The sequence below is a fragment of the Rathayibacter sp. CAU 1779 genome (assembly GCF_054551755.1).
In genome coordinates this window covers 39,795-61,948 of sequence record NZ_JBTOLK010000005.1, presented here as the reverse complement: position 1 = coordinate 61,948, position 22,154 = coordinate 39,795, and the positions used below count along the sequence as shown (strand labels likewise).

The following is a 22,154-nucleotide window of genomic DNA, read 5'->3' as shown; positions in this document are numbered from 1 at the left end:
CTCGCCTACTTCTCGACCCAGACGTTCTCGAACCGCTGAATGTCGACCCAGTGCTGCAATCCGTGCACCTTCTCGGTGTGGGCTTCGAATCGCGTCACGGTGAACAGGAAGACATTCGGCATGTTCTTCACGGCTTCCTTGGTCGCGGCCTGGATCGCAGCGGGATACGCGGGATCGACGAGCGCGTATCCGCTCGCCTTCGCGACGGCCGGTGCCAGGGAGGCAGGTGTCGTCTTGCCCAGGTTCATCAGTCCCTGTGCGCCGAAGAGCACCTGAAGAGCCTGAACGGGTGACTGCCTGGCGTTGAACTGATCGAGCACGAATGGGTACTTGCGAGTGATGTAGTTGTTCGATCCCGGCGTCTGCACGACCAGCGTGGTGTGGATGCCGGCCTCGTTGAGCTGCTGCTGCAGCAGCTCTCCGACCGGATCCTCCGCCGTACCGATTGCGAGCTCGACGCTCACGCCGTTCGCATAGCCGGCTTCTTTGAGCAGCTTCTTGGCCTTGGACGTGCTGTGCGGGTACAGCTTGTCCAGCGACGTGTTGTAGGCGACGTATCCCTTCGGGAAAGGCTGCCAGTCGGGCTGACCGTATCCGAAGTTCGCCGTCTTGACGAGGGCGTCGCGATCGATCGCGGTGCTGATGGCCTGGATCACCTTGGGGTTGTCGAATGGAGCGACGGTGTTGTTCACGTCGAGCACGCGAACGGGGAGCACGTTGGTGGTCTCGACGGGGAATCCCGCTGCTGTGACAGCGCTCACCTGCGACGACGTGACGTCGGCGATGTCGTACTGGTTCGACTGGAGGCCCGCGACCGCAACCGACGGATCAGGAGTCGGCTTGAGGTTGAAATTCTTCACCAGGATCTTGTCGGCGTTCCAGTAGTCGGGGTTCTTCACGAGCGTGGCCTGGGAACCCGGCACATACGACTTCAGGATGAAGGGACCGGCTCCTACGGGCCGTGTCGCCAGCTTGGACACGTCATCCTGAGCGGCCTTCGGGCTGACGATCAGGCCCGTCTTGCCGGAGAGGAGGAGGGGGATCTGATAGTCGACCTGCGTCAGGTGCAATGTCACATCGGTGGCGTTGTCCGCGGTGATGGTCTGGATGTCCGTCAGCTGTGCGGCAACGGTCGAGTCTTTCTCGGTGATCCCGCGCTCAAGACTCGACTTGACGGCGGCAGCGTCGAGCGTGGTTCCGTCGGAGAACGTGAGCCCTGTTCGCAGGTGGAAGGTGACCGACCTGCCATCCTTCGCATAGGTCCAGGACTTCGCCAGACCGGGGACCGCGTTGCCCTTGGCGTCTTCCTCGGTGACTCCCTCGTAGACGAGCGACAACGCGCTCACGTCGTTCCCGACGGCCGATGTCACCGGATCCCAGGTCGACGGCAGCGACCAGCCCCAGGTGAGGGTGTCGCCGCGATGGCTGGCAGCGGGAATCGCTCCGTTGGAATCGGACGGTCGCGTGCCCGCATCCGCGGCGCTCGTGGCGCAACCCGTCAGGCCGAGCGCTGCGATCACCAGGAGGGCGGCCGCGTTCACGGTCTTCTTCACTGAATTGCTCACGTGTGCATTCCTCTGTCGTGGCGTGCGGATCACGCGGGGACCAGATCGTTTTCACGGGCGGCTGCGCCCGCACGCAGAAGTGGGACGAGCTCGCGGCCCCAGTCGCGAACGTCGGCGAGCGGGTCGAATCCGCGGATCAAGAAGTTGCGGATGCCGAGGTCGTAGTACTCGAGAAGTGCGTCGGCGACCTGCTGGGGTGTTCCGACGAGCGCAGTGGAGTTGCCGCCGCCGTCGTTCAGTTGGGTCACACCGAACCAGAGACGCTCGTCGTGCACGAGTTTCTCGTTTGCCTCGTCCTTGAGCCGTTGGGCGCCGACCGCCGTGTTCTGCCCCCGCCCGACTCGCCACTTGCGTCCGACACCTGCCTCGATGTTGGCCGCGTATGCCTTGCGAATGGCCGCGGCCTTGTCCCAGGCCTCGTCTTCTGTCGGGGCGACGATGGGCCGTACCGAGAGCGAGAAGTCGATCGTTCGGTCGTGACGGGCCGCCTCACCTCGGATCAGGTCGATGCGCTCGCGTGTTTGGGCGAGTGGTTCGCCCCACAGGGCGAAGACGTCGGCCCAGCGGCCACCGACGCGGATCGCGTCGTCAGACTGGCCGCCGAAGAAGATCGGCACCTCGCCGAGCGGCTTGACCGAGCTGAAGGCGCCCTCGTAGCGATAGAACTCACCGGCGTAGTCGAAGGGCTCCTCCGAGGTGAGTTCGCGACGGAGCACTTCGATGAACTCGGCGGTGCGACGGTAGCGCGCCTCCTTGTCGTGGAAGTCGCCGTCGCGGCGCTGGTCGAGATCGCTGCCGCCTGTGATGTGGTGGATCGCGACACGTCCCGCCCCAGTGAGGTTCTCGAGCGTGGCGATCTTGCGCGCTGTCAGGGTCGGCTCGACGAACCCCGGGCGTTGTGCGATCAGAACGCCGAGCCGGTCCGTGTTGTAGAGCACGTGAGCCGCTGCGGCGAAGCCATCGGGCGAACTCGCACTGTGTGCCACGAGCGCGCGGTCGAATCCGGCCTCCTCGTGAGCCTTGGCAAACTCGGCCAGATACGTGGGGTCGACGACCGGCCCTCGCCACCCCGCGCTTTCCGATCCAAAGTTTGTGGAAACCATTCCGAGAATCTGGATGGACATGGATGCACCTCTCAAACGCACTGTCATCGCCGCGATGCGCGGCACGGAACAAATCAGGAGCCAGGTGTTGCGTGAGTGACGCTACTGATCCGTCAGCGCGGTGAGGCGTTTGTTGTCCATTTTGTATTTTTGTTACCCCTGATATCGCGATGATGTTCGGTCAACAGCGACGGGTCGATCTGCGGGAGGTTGCGCCGACGATGATCGTGGCCGACGCACCGGATGGCGTGCGCTCGCGAAGCGTCCCGACGGCGCCAGGAGTCGTGCGAAGAGGATCAGTCGAAGAATTGACGAGTGCCGCCGCGCGCAGCGACGGCGACGGTGTCCGACAATCGTTCGAAGAGTGCGGTGTCGTCTTCGGGGAGCTGCATCGCCGAGAGCCTCATCATGGGATGCGCCGGGCGTGCGATGAAGGACTTGGAGCCGGCGCCCGCCAGGATGCCCTTCGCGGCGAGAGCGACCAAGGCGTCGGTCTCGTCAGCCACGTCGACCCAGAGCACGATGCTGTTCGCGCCGACATGCACGGTCACGCCCCGCTGGCGAAGACTGTCGACGAGCAATTGGGTGCGACGTGCGTAGCGGGCGCGCGCGTCCGCGACCTTGGCATTTGCGACGTCGTCCTCGATCAGGAACGCGAGCGCGTTCTGCAAGATGCGGCTGTTCGATCCGACCCCGTGGCTGCGCAGACCGATGGCTCGCTCGATGAGAGAACGCGGACCGCCGATCACGGATGTCCGCACGTCGATGCCGTACGCCTTGCAGTAGCTGCGGACGCGAACGACCCGTCCGATGAGAACCCGGCCGAGGGTGGGTACGGACTGTCGGGCGAGAGGGCCTATCGAGTCGTCTTCCACGATCGTGACGTGGGCGTTCTCCGGGCGCGACAGAGTATCGGCCAGGGCATCGGCTCGTTCCGGGGTCACCGCGTGATCGACGGCGAACGGGGCGCCCGGCTGGAAGACGAACGCCGTCGCGCCCGCCGCGATCGCGTCGGAGAGCGACTCAGGCAGCGGACCGGAATCGTCGGTGGCGACGGGGACGGGCCGCAGACCGAGATCGCGGAGCGTGTCCAGGAATCCAGGGCTGGCCGGCTCGTCGATGGCCACCGTGGACCCGGCAGCGGCTGCGGCAGCGGTGGCGAGAAGGAGAGCCTCGGTGCCGCCGCCTGCCGTCGTCCAGGACTCGGCTTCAAAGGGCCAATCCGGTGCTACGGCCGACCGGAGACGTTCCGTCATGTACTCACGACCGAAGACGTTGAGATTCGGCGCGGTGAGGCTGTCGAGGAGAGCCTGGCTCAGATCCGGTTGAAGTGAGATGTCGGGCTCGCCCTGCTGGAAATCGAGGGAGGACCAATCGGAGACGACATGAGCCGCGTGCACGGCGCGCACCGTCGTGCCACCACGTCGGTGGGTCTCGATCAGATCGGCCTCGCGCAGGTGATTCCAGACGGTGAGGATGCTGCCGACGCTCGTAGAAGCGGCACTCGCGAGGTCGCGAATGGTCGGAAGCTGCGTTCCCGCAGCCAAGGTGCCAGATCGGATGAGCTGCTCGAGCCCTGAGCTGAGGTCTGCGGAGGTCGCGCCGTCGATGCGCTGCAGGAGCCACTGCGGGCTGACTGCGAGAGGACGCATCTCGATCGTCGACATAAGAATCCCCGTTCACCGTGTGATGTGTCAGCCCCGATTGTATTGATGGCGGCCGAGAAGAGGCGATGTGCAGCCGCGGGATATGCCGCGTTCCGAGCGTTCTCAACCGCAGAAAGTGGTAGCAGGTGCGCCACGACGAAGTCGTTGAAACACAAATCGTGACACATATCTCAATATGTGCCTGCTGTGTTGAAATGTGTCCCGGCGTCGTAGTACCCCTGAGTGCAGACGTTCGAAGGAGCATCCGTGCCGATCTGCCATGCACTGCGTCCCGCTGCAACTCATCCCCATCGAAACACCTCCCGCCGACGCGGCACTGTCGTCGTCTTCCCAGGTCGCGGCGAGACCGAGGAGCTCTACGAACGCCTCGGCGACCGCCTGGCATATGACGGCTACGACGTCGTCGTCACTCGGCTCCCACCCCTGGAGGAGATCGACTCAGCCTGGTTGGATGCGGCAGCCCCTCCAGCAGGCGCGACCCTTGAAGGGCTCGCTGCGGCCGGAATCGCCTCCGGTGGGATCGCGGCGGTGAGCGACCTCGACCCTTCCGACACAGTGACCCTGATCGGCTCCGACTCCGGGTCGGTGGTTGCCGCGCTCCTGGCAGCTCGATGGGAGGTCGATGCGGTCGTTCTCGCCGGAATCGGCGGCCTCGGCGCGTGGGTGGCGCCGGCGTCGGACGAGGAGCGCATCGCGCAGCGCACCTCGTGTGTGGTGCACCGAGGCCGGTTGGCCGCTCTCGCCGATCTCTCCGCGCCGGCGGCCCAGACCTTTCGCCCGGAGATCGTGTACCGACTGCAGGAGACGACGCTCACGGTGCCCGTGCTCGCCGTGCACGGCAGCGACGACCCGATCACCGGCATCGACGAGGCGCTCGGCGCGTACCGCTCCCTCAGCGCTTCCGTCGAGCTCGTCGTCGTCGCCGGCGGCGTGCACGATGCCCTCAACGACGCGACGCACCGCACGGTGAGCGCTGAGATCGTGCAGTTCCTCGAGCGGAAAGGTGCGGAGCCGATCATCCGCCGAACGGTCTCGATCGTCGAGGGGGTCGCGGCGTGACGGAGCAGAGTGAGACGCACAGCCGGTTCGACCAGTACGGCTGGGCGCCTGCGACCAGTCAGGTGCACGCGGGATTCGTGCCGGGTGCCGCGCAGAACACCTCCGTCGTGCCGATCTACCAGAGCGCGGCCTACGAGTTTCCGGACTGGGAGACCGCCCGAGACATCTTCGCTCTGCGTGCGACGGGAAATCTCTACAGCCGCACCGGCAACCCGACGAACGCCGTGCTCGAGAAACGGGTCGCCGCGCTCGACAACGGTGTCGCTGCACTCGCGGTGGCATCCGGGCAGGCCGCTACGGCGATAGCGCTGCTCGCGCTGGCTCGCGCGGGGCAGCACGTCGTGGCATCCAACCGTCTTTACGGCGGGACTGTCGACCTGCTCGGCGACACGTTCGCCGATTTCGGCATCGCTGCCACGTTTGTGGATCCGTCGGATGTCGCGGCCTGGGTCGCTGCGACCACCGAGCGCACCCGTGCCTGGTTCGTGGAATCGGTCGACAATCCGACCGGACGCGTTCCAGAACTGCGCGCACTGGCGGATGCCGCCCACCTGCTCGATGTTCCGCTCGTCGTCGACAACACGGTGGCGCCATCGCTGGTGCGACCCATCGACCTCGGTGCCGACGTCGTCGTGTACTCGGCGACGAAGTTCCTCGGCGGCCACGGTGCCGCGCTCGCCGGGATCGTGGTGGACGGCGGAACCTTCGACTTCACGGCGCGTCCGGAGCGCTGGCCGCAGTTCACCACGCCGAGCTCGCGGTTCGGCGGTGTCACGTTCGCCACCGATCTGCCGGAGGGGTCCAGCCCCTACATCACCTACGCGCGGGTGAAGCACGCCCACGACCTCGGGCCTGCGCTTGCTGCACACAGCGCATTTCTCATCCTGCAGGGGATCGAGACGCTCGACCTGCGCATCCGACGGCAGACCGACAGTGCATTGACGATCGCCACAGCGCTCGCCGCCCACCCGAAGGTGTCGGCGGTGCACTACGCGGGCCTGCCGTCGCATCCGGATCACGAGCGGGCGCGTCGGCAGCTGAAGGCGGCGGCATCCGTGTTCTCGTTCGACCTGGCAGCGGGGGAGCAGGAGGTGGGCGCGTTCATCGATCGGCTGCGCATCTTCTCGCTCGCCGCCAACATCGGCGATGCGCGCAGTCTTGTCATCCATCCGGCGACCACCACGCACAGCAGGTTCACACAGCAGCAGCTGGATGCCGCCGGCTTCTCCCGTTCGACCATCCGCCTCTCCATCGGCCTGGAAGACCCCGACGATCTCGTCGCCGACCTCGAACACGCCCTCGTGGCAGTAAAGGAACCCGTACTGCAATGAAGATCGGTTATTGGACGCCCGTATACGGCGGCTTTCTGCGCAACATCCGCGACGAGGGTCGCATGGCGGCCTCCTGGGAGTACATCCGCGAGGTGTCGCAGCTGGCCGACAGGCTCGGCTACGACATCACGCTCGTGCCGGAGCTGTACCTGAACGACCGCAAGGGAGTCGAAGCGCCGAGCTTGGAGGCGTGGTCGTTGTCGTCGGCGATCGCCGCTGTCACTCAGCGGCTGCGCATCATGACTGCGGTGCGCCCAGGGTTCCACCTGCCGACGGTGGCAGCCAAGACGTCGGCGACGTTGCAGGACATCAGCGGCGACCGGTTCGCGCTCAACGTCGTCTCCGCCTGGTGGGCGGAGGAGGCCCGCCAGTACGGCGGCCAGTTCGCCGCACACGACCAGCGGTACGTGCAGTCCAGCGAATTCGTGAACATCCTGCGCGGCATGTGGCGCGAGCAGCCGTTCAGCGTCACCGGGGACTTCTACGACGTTCAGGATGCGGTGCTCAGCCCGAAGCCCCGCGTCGCCCCCCGCATCTTCGCGGGCGGGGAGAGCGAGGACGGCAGGGAGGCGATCGCCGGCTTCGCCGACGCGTACGTGATCCACGGCGGCACGCCCGACGAGGTGTCGGTCAAGATCGCGGATGTCAACGCGCGTCGCAGACGCAGGCAGGGCGAGGACTTCGCCGAGGTCGGCATGGCCGCGTACGTGATCGTGCGCGACACCGAGGCCGAAGCCGCGGCGGAGCTGGAACGCATCACGACCGTCGATCCGAACTCGCCTGGTTACGCGTCATTCGAGGAGTTCGTCGCCCACTCGCAGTTGGACGTCGAAGTGTCCAGGCGGGAGTACTCGGTGGGAACGCGCGGACTTCGCCCGAACCTGGTCGGAACGCCAGAGCAGGTGGCGGAGCGCATCCGTGAGTTCGAACGGGCGGGTGTGACCTTGCTGCTCGTACAGGCGTCTCCGCTCGACGAGGAACTCGAGCGGATCGCGTCGACCCTGTTCCCTCTCGTGGTGGACGGCATCGCCCTGGCGCACTGAGACAACGGCCTTCCGCACCGACGGACGACCGGGTCGTGTTGCGAAGGCGTACCTCGAGAGAACGTGCTCAGTGAGGATTCCTCCCCCACGAGGAGGAGGGTCCCAGCACGATCTAGACTCGTGATCACCACGACGTTCAGGGGGATACGATCATGGCCGATCTCGAGACGCAGGCACTCATCGCCGACGCACGCCAGGCAGCGAGTGCCGCGAGCTTCGACATCCAGCAGCTGCCGGAGAACTCCATCGAACGCCAGGCGCTGCACAACCTCATCACCGCCGTCGACGCGCTCATCTCGGCGGTCGACTCCGACGACGACTGATCCCGTGCGGGCGCACCTGAGAGTGATGAGTGTCTTCGTCGACGACCAGGCGAAGGCGCTCGAGTTCTACACGCGGATGCTCGGATTCCTGCCGAAGACGGACGTCCCGGTGGGGGAGGACCGCTGGCTGACCGTCGTCGGTGCGGACGCGCCGGACGGCGTCGAACTGCTGCTGGAGCCTGGCAGCAACCCGGCAGCGAAGGCGTATACGGCCTCGCTGCGCGAGCAGGGGATTCCTGCCGCGCAGTTCGGGGTGGACGACGTGGTCGCCGCCTACGAGGAGCTCAGTGCCGAAGGCGTGCGCTTCACGCTCGGACCCACGCCGATGGGTCCCGTCGTGGGCGTGGTGCTGGACGACACGTGCGGCAACCTCATCCAGCTGGTGGGGCCGGCGGCCTGACACCTCGCGTCGGCGCTGTCCATCAGAGGGGATCGCCCCTCGGCGTTGTCCAACAGCTCGCGTCGGCTCGATGCTCGGGCGCCTTCTGACGATCGCATCTCGTGTTTAGGTTTGCCTAACCTAACCAGAGTCGATAATGTCGTGTGCGCGGACCTCCGCGCCCCATCCTGTCCGCGTGACGGCCGGGATCGCGGATGCCGCACGACACCACCGCACCGCGCCACTCCGATTCCCGACGGCGCTCGAGAAGAGGAGATCCATGGCGGCCAACTGGCAGCGCGGCGTGCTCAAGGCGATGGGCGTGAAGAACCATCCGGTCGAGGTGGTCGGCGTCACGGACCTCACGCCGTGGTACCGGCGCATCCGCCTGTCCGCACCGGGATTCCTCGATGAGCTGGACGTGCATCCCACCATCTGGCTGCGGCTCTGGATTCCCTCGCTCGCCCGCACGAAGGTCGTGCAGCGCGGGTACACCATCCTCGAGCCCGACCGCGAGGCAGGCGAGTTCAGCCTCGACTTCGTGCTGCACGAGCCGACCGGTCCCGCAGCCTCCTGGGCGAAGAATGCCCGCCCTGGCGCACGCGCGGAGGTCGCGCACACGCCGCAGCGGCTGGTCATCGACCAGGGAACCCGACTGCTCGTGCTCGCCGGCGACACCACGGCGCTCCCTGCGATCAGCACGCTCATCCAGTCGGCGTCGACGGAGGCGGCGAAGCACGTCGTCATCATGGACGACCACCGCGACCACCATCTCCTGCCGCTGAACCCGGATGCCCGCACCACCGTCTCGTGGGCGAACCCCGACCCCACGGGCGCGAGCGTGGTGCGTGCCCTGCAGGAATCGCTGCCGATCGACGTGCCGCGGGAGACCTACCTCTGGGCGGCGGGGGAGCGGAAGCTGGTGAAGGCGGTCCGCGAATACGCGCGTGGACCGCTGGCGCTCGGACGGCACCAGCATCACGCTCAGAACTACTGGATCTTCGGACACGACGCCGGATAGCGGGCGCCGTGGCGCAAGCGCGAGGCGATGCGTTTCACGGCCTGGTCTCGTCGAGGTAGGCGAGCACCGCGAGAACACGTCGGTTCGTGCTGTCGTCGGGTGCGAGGCCGAGCTTGTCGAACGTTGTGGTGGTGTACTTGCTCACCGCGCCATCGCTGAGGTGGAGGGTAGCCGCGATGGCCTGGTTGGAGAGCCCCTCCGCCATGAGCGCGAGGAGTGAGTGCTCGCGTTCGGTGAGTGCCGCGAGCCGGGAGTCCGTATCGGGGCGGGTGAGCAGCTTCGAGACGACGGTCGGATCCAGCGCGGTTCCGCCGGCGGCCACGCGCTCGAGGCCGTCGATGAACTGATCGGAATCGAAGACCCGGTCCTTGAGGAGGTATCCGACTCCGCCCGAGCCGTCGGCGAGGAGCTCCCGGGCGTAGAGCTGTTCGACGTGCTGGGACAGCACCAGCACCGGAAGCCCCGGCAGCCGCCTGCGCGCGGCGAGGGCGGCACGCAGGCCGTCGTCCGTATTGTCGGGGGGCATCCGCACATCGACGACCGCGACATCCGGGCGGTGCTCGAGCAAGGCGTCCAGCGTTTCAGGGCCTGTTGCCGCCGTCGAGACGACGTCATGCCCGAACGCCTCGAGCAGGCGGACGAGGCCCTCGCGCAGCAGGTACTGGTCTTCGGCGACGACTATTCGCACGGCATCCTCACGGTCATCGTCGTCGGGCCTCCCGACGGACTGATGACCTCGAGTGTCGCATCGAAGGCGGCGAGACGACGACGCACACCGTCGAGCCCACCACCGGGAAGCACCCGGGCGCCACCGTCACCGTCATCCCGGACCACGACAACGATCCGGCCGGAATCCGGTCTCACGACAACGTCCGCTCGCGTGGCAGTGGCGTGCTTGACCACGTTCGCGAGCAGCTCGGAGACGCTGAAATAGAGCGCCGCGGCCAGAGGTGACGGAATCCGAAGCGCATCGGGACCTTCGATCTCCACAGGGACCGGACCGTCCAACGCCAGCGCCCGGAGGGCTGGCACGAGTCCCCGTTCGACGAGGACGGGCGGATACACGCCTCGCACGAGCTCGCGCAGGCTGTTCAACGAGTCGGCAGTTCCGGTGCGCGCCGAGCGGAGAAGCTCCCTGGCCCGATCGGGATCCGCATCGACGAGCCGTTCGGCGGCGGCGATATCCAGTCCGACGGCGACGAGCCTCGACTGCGCGCCGTCGTGCAGATCCCGTTCGATGCGGCGGATCTCGGCGTCGTGGGCCGCCGTCAGATCCGCTCGCTGCTCTCGCAGATCCCGTGCGGACGCCGTATCCCGCTGCGGCGGCGTGAGCAGCCGCTGGGCGAGCGGTCGGACGACGCGCCAGGTAGACGGCGCAATGCATGCGGAGACGACGACCAGCACGAGCCCGATCGTCACGGAGAGCGCCGACGCACGAATGATGAGGACGATCGCGGCCACCAGCGCGACGACCGGGGCGCCGCACACGGGAAGGACCACGACCGCGGCCACGACGCTCCAGCGCGCCGCGCGCCAGTATGCGGGCTCGAGGGCGCGGCGCATCCGCTGACCCGTCCGGGCGTCGTCGAGGGATCGCTCGTACGACGAGCCGTTCCACCAGTAGCCGGTGGACAGGCGAACGGGCTCGGGCCGCGCGGCGTACCCGTCCGCGATCCGGGCACCGGTCCACCGAGCTATGAGCCTGCGGAAGAGCGCGGCGACCGGATGGCACAGTGCGAGCGTGATCGCGGCAGTGATGATCGTCAGTGCAGCCCACGACCACGGATTCGACCAGGACCACGGCGAGCCGAGGAACCGGAATGCGGCGAGGACCGGGAGCACGGCGACAAGGGCCGGTACGATCGCGGCGCACGCAGCGAAGACGGTGGATCGGACCAGTCCGGAGACCACCGCCGTCGCAGCGTCGGAGATCCGTTCTCTCATTCCCGGTGCTCCTGCCATCGCGATGCGGATTCGGCCACCGACATTGTTCCATCGGCCAAGGGCCATCGCCCGTCACGTATCGCCGTCCCCTCGCGCCGCCCGAGTCATGAGGACAGCGACCGGGACGAGCAGGAGGGCGCCCGTGCCCTGCAGCACCGAGTACCAGACTGGGGCGACGCCGGGGATGAAGTCGATCACCACGACCGCGATCGGCAGGATCACCGACACCGTCCGGAGCCGACGACGCGCTGCGTGCCGGCCGCCCTCCGCATTCCTCGCCAGCTTCACGAGCAGTGGGGCCACAGCGAGCAGGATGCCCGCCCGCACCCACATGAACGTGCTCGGCGCTCCGCCGGTGGCGGCTGATGCCACCAGGACGACCAGCAGCACCGCATTCCACACCCCGAAGATCCAGACGCACTTGTACGCCGTACCCGCCGTGGATGCACCGTTCTCCGGCCGCCCCATTGTCTTCTCTTCCGTCTGCATGACGGCTCCCTTCTCGAGTGATTTCACGCTACGAAGGGCGCATCCTCTGCGGCACGGGGCTGACCCCACACCCGGGTGGGGCGATCCCCACTCCTTTGCGGCATTCCCGATGCTGCCCGCGGCAGCGGCAGCGGCAGCGACAGCGACAGCGACCGCGGATGCCGGGGTCGCGACAGCGCGCTGCAAGCCGTGTGCATGCATGCTGCAAGCGGCGGGGCGCAGGATCCGTGCATGACGAAGTTCACGACACACCATGTCCGATCCGCGGATGGCACCCCGATCGGATTCCGTCGAGCCGGCTCAGGCCCGGCCGTGGTGCTCGTCCATGGCGGCCTGTTGGCCTCGCAGCATCTCGTCGAGTTGGCATCCGAGCTGGCTGCATTGTTCGAGGTGTTCGTGCCCGATCGACGCGGCCGGGGGATGAGCGGACCGTATCGCGAGGATGGGCGACGCTTCGTCGAGCAGGAGGCGGACGACATCCTGGCGCTTCTTCGCGCAAGCGGCGCCGCCGATCTCTTCGGGCTGAGCTCGGGCGCGATCGTGTGTTTGGAAGCGGCGCTCGACGCGCCGGCGGTCCGCCGGCTCGCGCTGTACGAGCCACCGTTGAGCGTGCGCGGATCCACCCCGACCGGATGGCTCGACCGCTACGAACGCGAGCTGGCGGCTGGCAAGCCGGCGTCGGCGCTCATCACGGGGATGCGAGGGCTCGGCATCGATCCCGTGCTGAGTCGGATGCCGCACCTCGCCGCGCCCGTCATGAACGTGCTCCTGAAGACCGAGCGCACGCGCCCCGACGAGGTGCCGATCCGCGATCTCGTGCCCACCTGGCATCAGGATTTCGAGATCATCGGCGAGACGGCCGACCGACTCGATCGCTATCGGAGCATCACTGCCGACGCACTGCTCCTGGAGGGCTCGCGGAGTCCCGGATTCCTGCACCGCTCGATGGATGCGCTGGAGGTGGTTCTCGGATCGTCCCGCCCGATCACGCTGCCGAAGCGGGGACATCAGGCTCCGGTCGATCAGCCGCGGGAGATCGCGGCGCTCCTCGAGCCTTTCTTCAGCGGATCGGGCGGTTCACGACTCCCGCACCCTCAGGTCTGATGCCTTTGGGTCTGATGCCTTTGGGGGTCTGATGCCTTGAGGGCTGACGCTGTCGGAGCCGAAACCCTCGTGTCGGCGGCCAGGAACACCGTTGCGAAGCACCGCTCGGGCAGGCCGGGATCGGCCAGGCGTGCCCGCATGTCTGCACGGGATCTCCCATGGACGGCGCGATCCACTCGTCGATGAACGCGGTTGGTTCACACCGCACGCTTGCGAGGTTCCGCAGGTGTCGAAGGGCGGTTTGCAGTGTGACAAGGCGTGGCCGAAACGCGTCAGAACGGTGGCGGGTCCGAATCGTAACCGGTTGGCGTGCGCACCCGAATGCCCCCGTCTGGTCGGGGCTCGAGCTGGATGCCGGTGACACTCTTCAGCCGGTGCAGCCGCGGCTTCAGCGGGACGAGATTCGCCACGTCGGTGGCGCCGCCATGCTGCCACTCGATGACATGGTCGATATCGGCACCCGGTGACACATACGGCGCTGCGTCGTCGTCGAGTCCGTATCGCACGCGCAACCACAGCCTCTGGTCTTGGCTCGGCCGGTATCGCGACGTGTCGAGCACGAGCCGCGCGGGCCGTACAGGATCGGCGATCACCCTGCGGAAGGCCGGGGCGTTGCACAATTCGCGTGCCGCATTCCGGGTGGGTACCGGTCCGTATCCGAGGAGTTCGGCGTAGCGGCCGGAGTTGTCGATCAGCAGCACCGGCTGCACTGTCGCGGCCGATGGGGTGCCGTCTCCTGCCAGTCAGGCGACGGCGACGTCGGCCTGGAGCTGGTCGAGCGTTCGCGACTCCTCCGCACACGTCTTCATGCGTCGTGCAGGGCTCGCGAGCCGGGCCTCGATGCGTGCGGCGTCGATGACGGGGAGGTAGATGTTCAGCCACGCCATGCCGTCCTGATCGGCTTCAGCGCCGACTCGCCGTTGCTTCCGGGCCTCGTCGTGTCTGGCCTGCAACGTGTCTGCACAGAGCCGCTCGCGTAGGAGGCGAGCGCGACGGGAGAACTCGCCCGCGCGCATCCGCTCCGCGATCTCGGAGAGCTTCCGATCGAATTCCACCACAGCCGCGTTGTCGGGAAGGCCGACGGACGCGTCGACCGCTTCCCGGACGTGCTGAGCGCTGATCGCGCCCGCGAGAAAACGGTTGCAGAGCAACGGCAGCGACGACGCGAGGACGTCACCCTGGTGCGCCCACGCACGAACGGCGGTCTCCGAGACGTGAAGCCGATGCGCGAGGTCGAACGCAACGGCCCGCTCGGCGAAGTCCCGCGCATCCACGCTCGAGCCTGCGTGATTGTCGTTCCGCACCGATGCCCGCCGGACGTACAGGTGCGGGTTCTCCCTCGCGAGTTGCACCGCATCGCGGATCGCGAACAGCTGCCGGGCGGCCAGCAGGTTGGCCATCGTCTGGGATGCGACGACATCCGAGAGCGCGGCGTCCATGACACGCTCCGCCGAGACCGCCGTCGGGGTCGACGCCCCGGCCATGACGGCAGCGTGCTCTGCCCAGTCCTCGACGATCGAGAAGCCGTCGTCCGTCGGGGGATCCCAATCGTCTTCGGAGCACGCAGACTCATCGAACACAGCTACGTATTCGATGACATCAGAAGATTCACGCATACGAATAAATGTACACATCACCACCGACAGTTTCGCCCGCGCTCGACTGCCGGTCCGGTCCGGTCTTCCAGCGAATGTGACGAAGCCGCAACTCGGTGCGAGTACCGGCAAGTAGCTACGTCAGTGGCGTTCTTTGCTCCGTAGACAGGTGCCGGCGAAGCGCTGTGTAGACACTCCAGTTGAAATCGCAGTGCCGTGTCGACCGGCACTCGGCAGATTGCCTCAGAGAAGAACCCCTCCGCAGACATCCGGCTCAGACTCGGACTTGCTGCCGTTTGACGTAGGCGGATCAGTGGGTCGAAGCTGGGGACAGCGTCCGCATTGGTCTGTCCGGGATTGGGGACTTTGCCCGAGACGCTGCAAACGAGGAGCGACGAGACCTTCGCCCGCGGGCCACTGGCGACTCGACCTGATGCGAATCCTCGCAGACCCTGTTCACGTCGCCGGCAAACCAGCTATTCGCTGACCGACAGGTTTTCGTGCCCGCCCTTGTTTCCGGATCGCGCTCGTGGCTTAGTAGTCGAGCTGTCGTTGATTCGACGCCGCCCGCAGAGGGCTGCGGGCGAACGCGATGCTAAACCCTATGTATCCGATGGCGAGTGCGAGTAGTGCGATGCGGGTTCCGAGGTATTGGCCCGCGATGCCTCCGAGGAGGGCGCCGAGGGGGATGGTGGCGGCGTTGAGTACTTGTGAGACGGCGCGGACGCGTCCCTGTACTGGTTGCGGGGTGTGTTGCAGGCCGAGTGTCGTGAGGGCGACGCTGCCGAGTGAGATTCCGAAACTGATTCCGCCCACCCCGATGGCGAGGAGGGCGACCAGGATCCCGGCTTGGGCGGCGGGCAGGAGCAAGGCAGCGGGTGCGGTGATGAGGAACGCGTAGGTGGCGATGCGGCTGAGGCCGTATCGGTCGTTGAGACGGCGACTCAGCAGGGCTCCGCCGAGTCCGCCGACGCCGCTGATCGTCAGCACGGTTCCGACGAGGCCGGATGGGATGCCGATGGTGCGGACGAGGAAGACGATCTCGAGTGCGCCGATAGCGGTGATGAGCAGGTTCGCTGTCGCGGATCCGGCGGTGATGGCTGTCAGCAGGCGGCTGTTGCGCAGGACGTGGAGTCCTTCGGCGATTTCAGCCCGGATGGATCGGCGCGCGGCGGGTACTGGCGGCTGGAAGGGTGCGGTGATGGTGGCCAGCGCTGCGGCGCAGACGAGATAGCTGATCGAGTCGGCCACCAGGGTCGCGGACGCGCCGATGAGCGCGACCAGCGCTCCGCCGATGGAAGGACCTGTGATCCTGGCAGCCGAGCGCCCGGATTGGAGGTACGCGTTGCCGGCGGTGTATCCGCCCGGCGACACCAACTGCCGCAGGTAGGGGGCGTATGCGGCTTGGAAGGCTGCGGTGAAGAACCCGGTCAGGGCTGCCGCGACCAGAAGCACGGGAAGAGTGAGCAGCCCGAGCACAGCCGAGAGCGGGACGATCCCGAGAGTGCATGCCCGCCCGATGTCGGCACCGATCATCAGGGTTCGGCAGTGGCGCTGGTTTCGGTCGACGAGGGCGCCCAGCAGCAGCCCGAGCAGCATCGACGGTATCCATTGAGCGGCTTCGAGCAGACCGATCGTGAACGTGCTGGCATGCAGCTGGTCGATGGCGACCAACGGGAGAGCAACAACAGTGACCATCGTGCCAGCCGCGCTGATCGTCTCCGCGGACAGGAATACTGCGAACGGGCGGCCTAGGCGGGCCTGGCGGACGATCACCCGGCTCGTCTCCCACGATGAGAGTGGGACTCGCCGAGAGGCTCACTCCCAGTCGCCCGTGCACGCCATGCCCGGATCGCCCCGTCGCTCTCTTCGGGTGAAGGGTGCCAGGTTGCGCCGGTAAGTGGACCCGTGCGTTGGCCCAGCCGATCCCGGACCACTGCCTCGGGGACACCGCCGGCGAGGAGCTCCTCCGCATGCAGCCGCCGCAGATCCGCGAGGTGAACGGTGACGCCGGCCGCCGCACAATATCGGTTCCAACCTTCCAGTGCGGACTGATAGCGCAGGGGGGTGTCCTGTCCCGGCGCCGTGAACATCGGGCCCGCCACCCTTCCGGTCGCGCGCTTGAGGTTCATTAAGCGCAGCACGAGTTGCCGGTCGTCGACCAGCACGCGTCGCCGCACACCGCCCCATCCCGGGACTTGGAGCGTTCGGTTGGTCTCCTCGAAGTCCTCGATCCGCAGCGCCAGCGCTTCTCCCGGCCGAAGCCCGAGACGAACCAACAGCCCGAACAGCAACTGATCCCGGTCTGCGTGACGCGGAATCGTGGCAAGCACTGCATGGACATCGGCGGGCCTGACGTCCTGGCGCCCTTTCTCGCTCCGCTGCGCGGTCGAGACTCTGACAGGTAGTTCCTTCTGAGCCTCATCCAGGAGGCGGAGTTGCCCGCACCAGCGCAGCAGCCCGCGAAGCGCCGACAGTCGCCGTGCCCGCGTCGCCGCAGAAGCACCGTCAGGACGCTCGAGGTATGCGGCGACGGCCTTGACGTCGAGGACGCCGCCGGTCAGAGATGCACACTCGACAAGGCTCGCAAGGTCGGTCCGATAACCGCGCATCGTGTTCTCTCGACGTCCTGCACGGCGTAGCTCGTCGAGGTAGGAGTCCACCATCTCCCGTGCTCCCATGGGTATGACAATATCAATTGACACAGGTGCATTCGAGGAAAGACGCCGAATCTGAACTTCGTTGCCCGGCGGTGAGCCGGTATCTGCCGTCAGGCGCGCTGACCGAGGCCAAGCCACCACAGCTCGCAGGTGGCAATTACGCGTGTAGCCATGACTGCCGGAGCTCCCGCAGGTAGCCGCGAAGGTCATCGGAAGTGGGCGTGACGGGTCCATCGGCGATGTTCACGTTGCGCCGAGGGTCATCGCCTGCGTGTTGCGGGAGGAGGTTGCAGTGCAGATAGGGCATCTGGTGGACCCGTCACGAGGTAGTCGATCTTGCGAGGAGCGACGACCGATTCGATGGCCTGGCCGGTGCGCTGAACGTCGCCCCAGAACCGGCCGAGTCGCACCTCGTCGAGATCAGTCATGTTGGTGACGCGTTCGCGGAGAATCACGACGCAGTAGCCCGGATGCGCTTGGTTGCGCGACAAACGCACCCGACTCGTGTACGTCTCTGCGACGAGCAAGCTGTGCTTGTTCTCCTCCAAGCCCGCGTCACCGCACATTCCGCAGCTCGCTGGATCCAGCAGTTCCGACCACTTGTCGTCCGACCACCACACGCGACGACACGTTAGCTGCAACCCGCCGGACCGAGAGGCGAGGCAGCGACACGAGCCGCCCCTTCGTGCGGAATCCGTTAGTGTCCGCCGGCGCCGCGTATGGATTCCGTTAGCGGACCGTATGGGCCTGCGGCAGACGACTTCGATGGTGCCTTGGCCGTGGATCGCGGCCCGCGACCGCGGCAGCGGCGCGTGAACTCGGAACGGAGCACCATCACGTGTTGGACGTCCTCTGCATACTCGGCGTCGTCGCCCTCGGCGTCGTCGTCGCCCTGGTTTCAAGGGCGGTGGAGAAGCTGTGATCTTCTTCGTCGTGCTGTCTGCGGTGCTGGCCGCGGCATCCCTCGTATACCTCGTGTACGCGCTCGTGAAGCCGGAGAAGTTCTAGCCCGATGACTGCTTTCTGGCTCTTCGTCGCGCAGCTCGCGACCGTCGCCCTCATGCTGGCGATCTGCTACCGGCCGCTCGGCGACTACATGGCGCACACCTTCACCTCCCGCAAAGACCTCAGAGTGGAGCGGGGCATCTACCGCCTGATCGGCGTCGACTCTTCCTCGGAGCAGAGCTGGCAGGTCTACCTGCGCAGCGTCCTGGCGTTCTCGATCGTGGGCGTGCTGCTCGTCTACCTCATCCAGCGGCTCCAGGCTTGGCTGCCGTATTCGCTCGGACTGCCCGCCGTGCCTGAGGGGTTGTCCTTCAACACGGCCATCTCGTTCGTCACCAACACCAACTGGCAGTCCTACTCTCCGGAGGCGACGGTCGGCTACACCGTGCAGATGGCGGCGCTCACGGTGCAGAACTTCGTGTCCGCCGCCGTCGGACTGGCCGTCGCGATCGCGCTCGTGCGCGGATTCGCCGCGCATCGCTCCGGCACCATCGGCAATTTCTGGGTGGACCTGATCCGGGGGATCCTGCGCATCCTGCTGCCCATCTCGGTCATCTTCACCATCGTGCTGATGGCTGGAGGCGTGATCGAGAACCTCAACGCCGTGAACACAGTGCACACGCTCGCGGGCGCAACCCAGAGCATCCCCGGTGGGCCGGCCGCATCGCAGGAGACCATCAAGCTGCTCGGCAACAACGGCGGCGGATTCTTCAACGCGAACTCGGCCCACCCGTTCGAGAACCCGACGGTGTGGACCAACGTCGTCGAAGTGTTCCTCATGCTGCTTGTGCCGTTCAGCCTTCCACGCACGCTCGGCCGCATCGTCGGCGACCGCCGCCAGGGGTACGCGGTGCTGTCGGCGATGGCGATCATTTTCGTCGTCTCGGTCTCGCTGTTCACCTGGTTCGAGACCTCGACCGGCGGAACCGCGACGGCCGCCGCCGGCGGCGCGATGGAGGGCAAGGAGCAGAGGTTCGGCATCCTCGGCACCACACTGTTCGGCACAACGAGCACGCTCACCTCGACAGGAGCGGTGGATGCCGCACACGACAGCCTCACCCCGCTCGGCGGCATGATGACGATGCTCAACATGATGACCGGCGAGGTGGCGCCCGGAGGCATCGGGGCCGGCCTCTACGGGATCCTCGTGATGGCGATCGTGGCAGTGTTCCTCGCCGGACTCATGGTGGGGCGCACCCCCGAATATCTGCGGAAGCGCGTCGGTGCCAGGGAGATCAAGCTCGCCAGCCTCTACTTCCTCACCACGCCGACGCTCATCCTGGCGGGAACCGCGCTCAGCTTCGCCGTCCCAGGCGTCGTGCAGTCGGTGGAGAAGACGACCATCTTCAACCCTGGGCAGCACGGGTTCTCCGAGATCCTCTACGCCTTCACCTCGGCCGGCAACAACAACGGATCCGCCTTCGGCGGCATCTCCGCGAACACGCCATGGATGAACGCGGCGCTCGGCTCGGTCATGTTCCTCGCCCGCTTCGTGCCGATCGTGTTCGTGCTCGCGCTCGCCGGATCGCTCGCGGCGCAGGAGAAGCTGCCGGTCACCACCGGAACGCTCCCCACGCATCGACCGATGTTCGTCGGGCTGCTGATCGGAACCATCCTCATCATCACCGCGCTCACGTACTTCCCCGTCGTGGCGCTCGGACCCCTCGCAGAAGGACTGCACTGACCATGACCACCGTTTCTCTCAAGGCCGCCGACCCCGAGGGCAGGACGCCCAGGCGGGGCGAGAAGGCACCGAAGGGCGCATTCAGCCCCCGGCAGTTGTGGACGAGCCTCCCGGATGCCCTCCGCAAGCTGAACCCCCGCGAGATGTGGCGCAACCCCGTGATGTTCATCGTGGAGGTGGGCGCCGCCCTCACCACCCTCCTCGCGATCGTGCAGCCGTTCCTCGGCGCTCAGGTGTCGGGCGGCACGACCACGTCCGTCGCGTTCACCTGGTGGATCGCCGTGTGGCTGTGGCTGACGGTCGTGTTCGCGACGCTCGCGGAGGCCGTCGCCGAGGGACGCGGCAAGGCGCAGGCGGCGAGCCTGCGAAAGACCCGCACGACCACCACGGCCAACCGTGTCGTGGACTACGCCGATGAGGATCCCGGTGCGGTGCACGCGGCCGTCACGCAGGTGGCATCCGCGGACCTGAAGCTCGGCGACGTGGTGGTGGTCGGCGCGAGAGAGCTCATCCCGGGCGACGGCGACATCGTGTGGGGCATCGCCTCCGTCGACGAGTCGGCCATCACAGGCGAGTCCGCGCCCGTCGTGCGGGAATCCGGCGGCGATCGAAGCGCCGTCACCGGCGGCACCCGGGTGCTCTCCGACCGCATCGTGGTGCGCATCACCTCGAAGCCGGGCGAGACGTTCGTCGACCGCATGATCCGTCTCGTGGAGGGCGCAGCCAGGCAGAAGACACCGAACGAGATCGCGCTGAACATCCTGCTGGCCGGCCTGACGATCATCTTCGTGGTCGTCATCCTCGCACTGGGGCCGGTGGCCGGATTCGCGGATGCCGCACCCACCATCACCGTGCTCGTCGCGCTGCTGGTCTGCCTCATTCCCACGACGATCGGCGCCTTGCTGTCGGCCATCGGCATCGCCGGCATGGACCGCCTCGTGCAGCGCAACGTGCTCGCCATGTCCGGCCGTGCCGTCGAGGCGGCGGGCGACGTCAACACGCTCCTGCTCGACAAGACGGGCACGATCACCTACGGCAATCGTCAGGCCAGCGAGTTCCTGCCGGTGAACGGCACCGAACTGAACGAACTGGTGGATGCCGCGGCCATGGCATCCCTCAGCGACCCGACGCCTGAGGGGTCGTCCGTGATCACGCTGGCGAAGGACCTCGGACGGATCCCACCGGCATCCGTTCCGGGAGACGTCGTGCCGTTCACGGCGCAGACGCGCATGAGCGGCGTCGACCTGAGCGATGGATCCCAGATCCGCAAGGGTGCAGCCAGCGCGGTGCTGGCCTGGGCGCAGCAGGATACCTCTGCCACGGATCCGGTCCCACCGGCCGTCGTGGCGGAGCTCGACCAGGTCGTTGAACGGATCTCCCAGTCCGGCGGCACCCCGCTCGCCGTGGCAACGCGCGGCGTGGACGGTGCCACGCGCATCCTGGGCGTCATCCACCTGAAAGACGTCGTGAAGACCGGCCTCGTCGAGCGGTTCGCCGACATGCGGCGCATGGGCATCCGCACGGTCATGGTCACCGGGGACAACCCGCTCACCGCGAAGGCCATCGCCGAGGAGGCAGGCGTGGACGACTTCCTCGCCGAGGCGACGCCCGAGGACAAGCTCGCGTTGATCAGACGCGAGCAGGAGGGCGGCAAGCTCGTCGCGATGACCGGTGACGGCACGAACGACGCGCCGGCGCTGGCTCAGGCGGATGTCGGCGTGGCGATGAACACGGGAACATCGGCCGCGAAGGAGGCCGGCAACATGGTCGACCTCGACTCGGATCCCACGAAGCTCATCGACATCGTCTCGATCGGCAAGCAGCTGCTCATCACCCGCGGGGCCCTCACCACGTTCTCGATCGCCAACGACGTCGCGAAGTACTTCGCGATCATCCCCGCCATGTTCGTCGGCGTGTTCCCCGGGTTGCAGGCGCTCAACATCATGCAGCTGCACTCGCCGTCTTCCGCGATCCTGTCCGCCGTGATCTTCAACGCGATCATCATCGTGATCCTGATCCCGCTCGCCCTGCGCGGAGTGCGCTACCGGCCGTCGTCGGCGGGCAGCCTGCTCGGCCGCAACCTGCTCGTGTACGGCATCGGCGGCATCATCGCCCCGTTCATCGGCATCAAGATCATCGACCTCCTGGTGGCGCTGATCCCGGGATTCTGACCAGACACACG

Annotated in this window: 21 protein-coding genes; 10 read left to right on the top strand and 11 right to left on the bottom strand. The window is 66.9% G+C overall.

Annotation, left to right across the window (positions count from 1 at the left end; translation table 11 throughout):
• Window positions 1–5 precede the first annotated feature (5 nt).
• From ACX9R5_RS17960 to ACX9R5_RS17950, 3 genes are all read right to left on the bottom strand, one after another.
• The gene (locus ACX9R5_RS17960) at window positions 6–1,565 is read right to left on the bottom strand and encodes an ABC transporter substrate-binding protein (protein WP_459410432.1); all 1,560 of its coding nucleotides are present in this window, start codon (window positions 1,563–1,565) and stop codon (window positions 6–8) included.
• A 29-nt stretch (window positions 1,566–1,594) separates the two neighbouring features.
• Window positions 1,595–2,668, bottom strand: coding sequence for an LLM class flavin-dependent oxidoreductase (locus ACX9R5_RS17955; protein ID WP_459410431.1), 1,074 nt, complete (start codon window positions 2,666–2,668; stop codon window positions 1,595–1,597).
• A gap of 296 nt (window positions 2,669–2,964) precedes the next feature.
• On the bottom strand, window positions 2,965–4,335 hold the full coding sequence (locus tag ACX9R5_RS17950) for an aminotransferase class I/II-fold pyridoxal phosphate-dependent enzyme (RefSeq protein WP_459410430.1): 1,371 nt from the start codon (window positions 4,333–4,335) through the stop codon (window positions 2,965–2,967).
• A gap of 222 nt (window positions 4,336–4,557) precedes the next feature.
• Here ACX9R5_RS17950 and ACX9R5_RS17945 point away from each other — a divergent pair, with 222 nt between their 5' ends.
• From ACX9R5_RS17945 to ACX9R5_RS17920, 6 genes are all read left to right on the top strand, one after another.
• Window positions 4,558–5,394, top strand: a complete 837-nt coding sequence (locus ACX9R5_RS17945) for an alpha/beta hydrolase (protein ID WP_459410429.1) — start codon at window positions 4,558–4,560, stop codon at window positions 5,392–5,394.
• Entirely contained in the window at window positions 5,391–6,725 is a 1,335-nt protein-coding gene (locus ACX9R5_RS17940; protein ID WP_459410428.1) for an O-acetylhomoserine aminocarboxypropyltransferase/cysteine synthase family protein, read from the top strand. Before ACX9R5_RS17945 ends, ACX9R5_RS17940 begins: the two co-directional genes overlap by 4 nt.
• Window positions 6,722–7,768, top strand: coding sequence for an LLM class flavin-dependent oxidoreductase (locus ACX9R5_RS17935; protein ID WP_459410427.1), 1,047 nt, complete (start codon window positions 6,722–6,724; stop codon window positions 7,766–7,768). Before ACX9R5_RS17940 ends, ACX9R5_RS17935 begins: the two co-directional genes overlap by 4 nt.
• 152 nt (window positions 7,769–7,920) lie before the next feature.
• A complete protein-coding gene (locus tag ACX9R5_RS17930; protein ID WP_170023395.1) occupies window positions 7,921–8,091 on the top strand; it encodes a hypothetical protein in 171 nt (56 codons plus the stop codon).
• Between the two features lie 25 nt (window positions 8,092–8,116).
• Entirely contained in the window at window positions 8,117–8,491 is a 375-nt protein-coding gene (locus tag ACX9R5_RS17925) for a VOC family protein (RefSeq protein WP_459410426.1), read from the top strand.
• A gap of 175 nt (window positions 8,492–8,666) precedes the next feature.
• Window positions 8,667–9,491 (top strand): siderophore-interacting protein, encoded by an 825-nt coding sequence (locus ACX9R5_RS17920; RefSeq protein ID WP_459410425.1) that lies wholly within the window; start codon window positions 8,667–8,669, stop codon window positions 9,489–9,491.
• A gap of 34 nt (window positions 9,492–9,525) precedes the next feature.
• Here the strand turns inward: ACX9R5_RS17920 and ACX9R5_RS17915 are convergent, their stop codons facing one another.
• From ACX9R5_RS17915 to ACX9R5_RS17905, 3 genes are all read right to left on the bottom strand, one after another.
• Window positions 9,526–10,179 (bottom strand): response regulator transcription factor, encoded by a 654-nt coding sequence (locus ACX9R5_RS17915; protein WP_459410424.1) that lies wholly within the window; start codon window positions 10,177–10,179, stop codon window positions 9,526–9,528.
• A complete protein-coding gene (locus tag ACX9R5_RS17910; protein ID WP_459410423.1) occupies window positions 10,170–11,435 on the bottom strand; it encodes a sensor histidine kinase in 1,266 nt (421 codons plus the stop codon). Before ACX9R5_RS17910 ends, ACX9R5_RS17915 begins: the two co-directional genes overlap by 10 nt.
• A 72-nt stretch (window positions 11,436–11,507) precedes the next feature.
• Window positions 11,508–11,951, bottom strand: a complete 444-nt coding sequence (locus tag ACX9R5_RS17905; RefSeq protein WP_459410422.1) for a hypothetical protein — start codon at window positions 11,949–11,951, stop codon at window positions 11,508–11,510.
• 204 nt (window positions 11,952–12,155) lie between these two features.
• On the opposite strand from ACX9R5_RS17905, the gene ACX9R5_RS17900 reads away from it, so the two are divergent.
• Window positions 12,156–13,028, top strand: coding sequence for an alpha/beta fold hydrolase (locus tag ACX9R5_RS17900; RefSeq protein WP_459410421.1), 873 nt, complete (start codon window positions 12,156–12,158; stop codon window positions 13,026–13,028).
• Window positions 13,029–13,300: 272 nt separating this feature from the next.
• On the opposite strand, the gene ACX9R5_RS17895 is transcribed toward ACX9R5_RS17900, so the two are convergent.
• The 5 genes from ACX9R5_RS17895 to ACX9R5_RS17875 all read right to left on the bottom strand — a co-directional run bounded on the left by ACX9R5_RS17895 (window position 13,301) and on the right by ACX9R5_RS17875 (window position 17,711).
• Window positions 13,301–13,729 (bottom strand): HNH endonuclease signature motif containing protein, encoded by a 429-nt coding sequence (locus tag ACX9R5_RS17895; protein ID WP_459410420.1) that lies wholly within the window; start codon window positions 13,727–13,729, stop codon window positions 13,301–13,303.
• Between the two features lie 42 nt (window positions 13,730–13,771).
• Entirely contained in the window at window positions 13,772–14,608 is an 837-nt protein-coding gene (locus ACX9R5_RS17890; protein WP_459410419.1) for a DUF222 domain-containing protein, read from the bottom strand.
• 549 nt (window positions 14,609–15,157) lie between these two features.
• Window positions 15,158–16,399, bottom strand: a complete 1,242-nt coding sequence (locus ACX9R5_RS17885) for an MFS transporter (protein ID WP_459410418.1) — start codon at window positions 16,397–16,399, stop codon at window positions 15,158–15,160.
• Entirely contained in the window at window positions 16,396–17,304 is a 909-nt protein-coding gene (locus tag ACX9R5_RS17880) for a tyrosine-type recombinase/integrase (RefSeq protein ID WP_459410417.1), read from the bottom strand. The genes ACX9R5_RS17885 and ACX9R5_RS17880 overlap by 4 nt, the downstream gene beginning before the upstream one ends.
• A 239-nt stretch (window positions 17,305–17,543) precedes the next feature.
• A complete protein-coding gene (locus tag ACX9R5_RS17875) occupies window positions 17,544–17,711 on the bottom strand; it encodes a hypothetical protein (protein WP_459410416.1) in 168 nt (55 codons plus the stop codon).
• Between the two features lie 490 nt (window positions 17,712–18,201).
• On the opposite strand from ACX9R5_RS17875, the gene kdpF reads away from it, so the two are divergent.
• Genes kdpF through kdpB form a run of 3 tightly spaced genes read left to right on the top strand, consistent with a single transcriptional unit; the run spans window position 18,202 to window position 22,143 of the window.
• The gene (gene kdpF / locus ACX9R5_RS17870; protein WP_459410415.1) at window positions 18,202–18,291 is read left to right on the top strand and encodes a K(+)-transporting ATPase subunit F; all 90 of its coding nucleotides are present in this window, start codon (window positions 18,202–18,204) and stop codon (window positions 18,289–18,291) included.
• 4 nt (window positions 18,292–18,295) lie between these two features.
• A complete protein-coding gene (gene kdpA, locus ACX9R5_RS17865; RefSeq protein WP_459410414.1) occupies window positions 18,296–19,972 on the top strand; it encodes a potassium-transporting ATPase subunit KdpA in 1,677 nt (558 codons plus the stop codon).
• A 2-nt stretch (window positions 19,973–19,974) separates the two neighbouring features.
• Window positions 19,975–22,143 carry a potassium-transporting ATPase subunit KdpB gene (gene kdpB / locus ACX9R5_RS17860; protein ID WP_459410413.1) on the top strand — a complete coding sequence of 723 codons (2,169 nt, stop codon included), beginning with the start codon at window positions 19,975–19,977 and terminating at the stop codon, window positions 22,141–22,143.
• The last annotated feature ends 11 nt before the right edge of the window (window positions 22,144–22,154 follow it).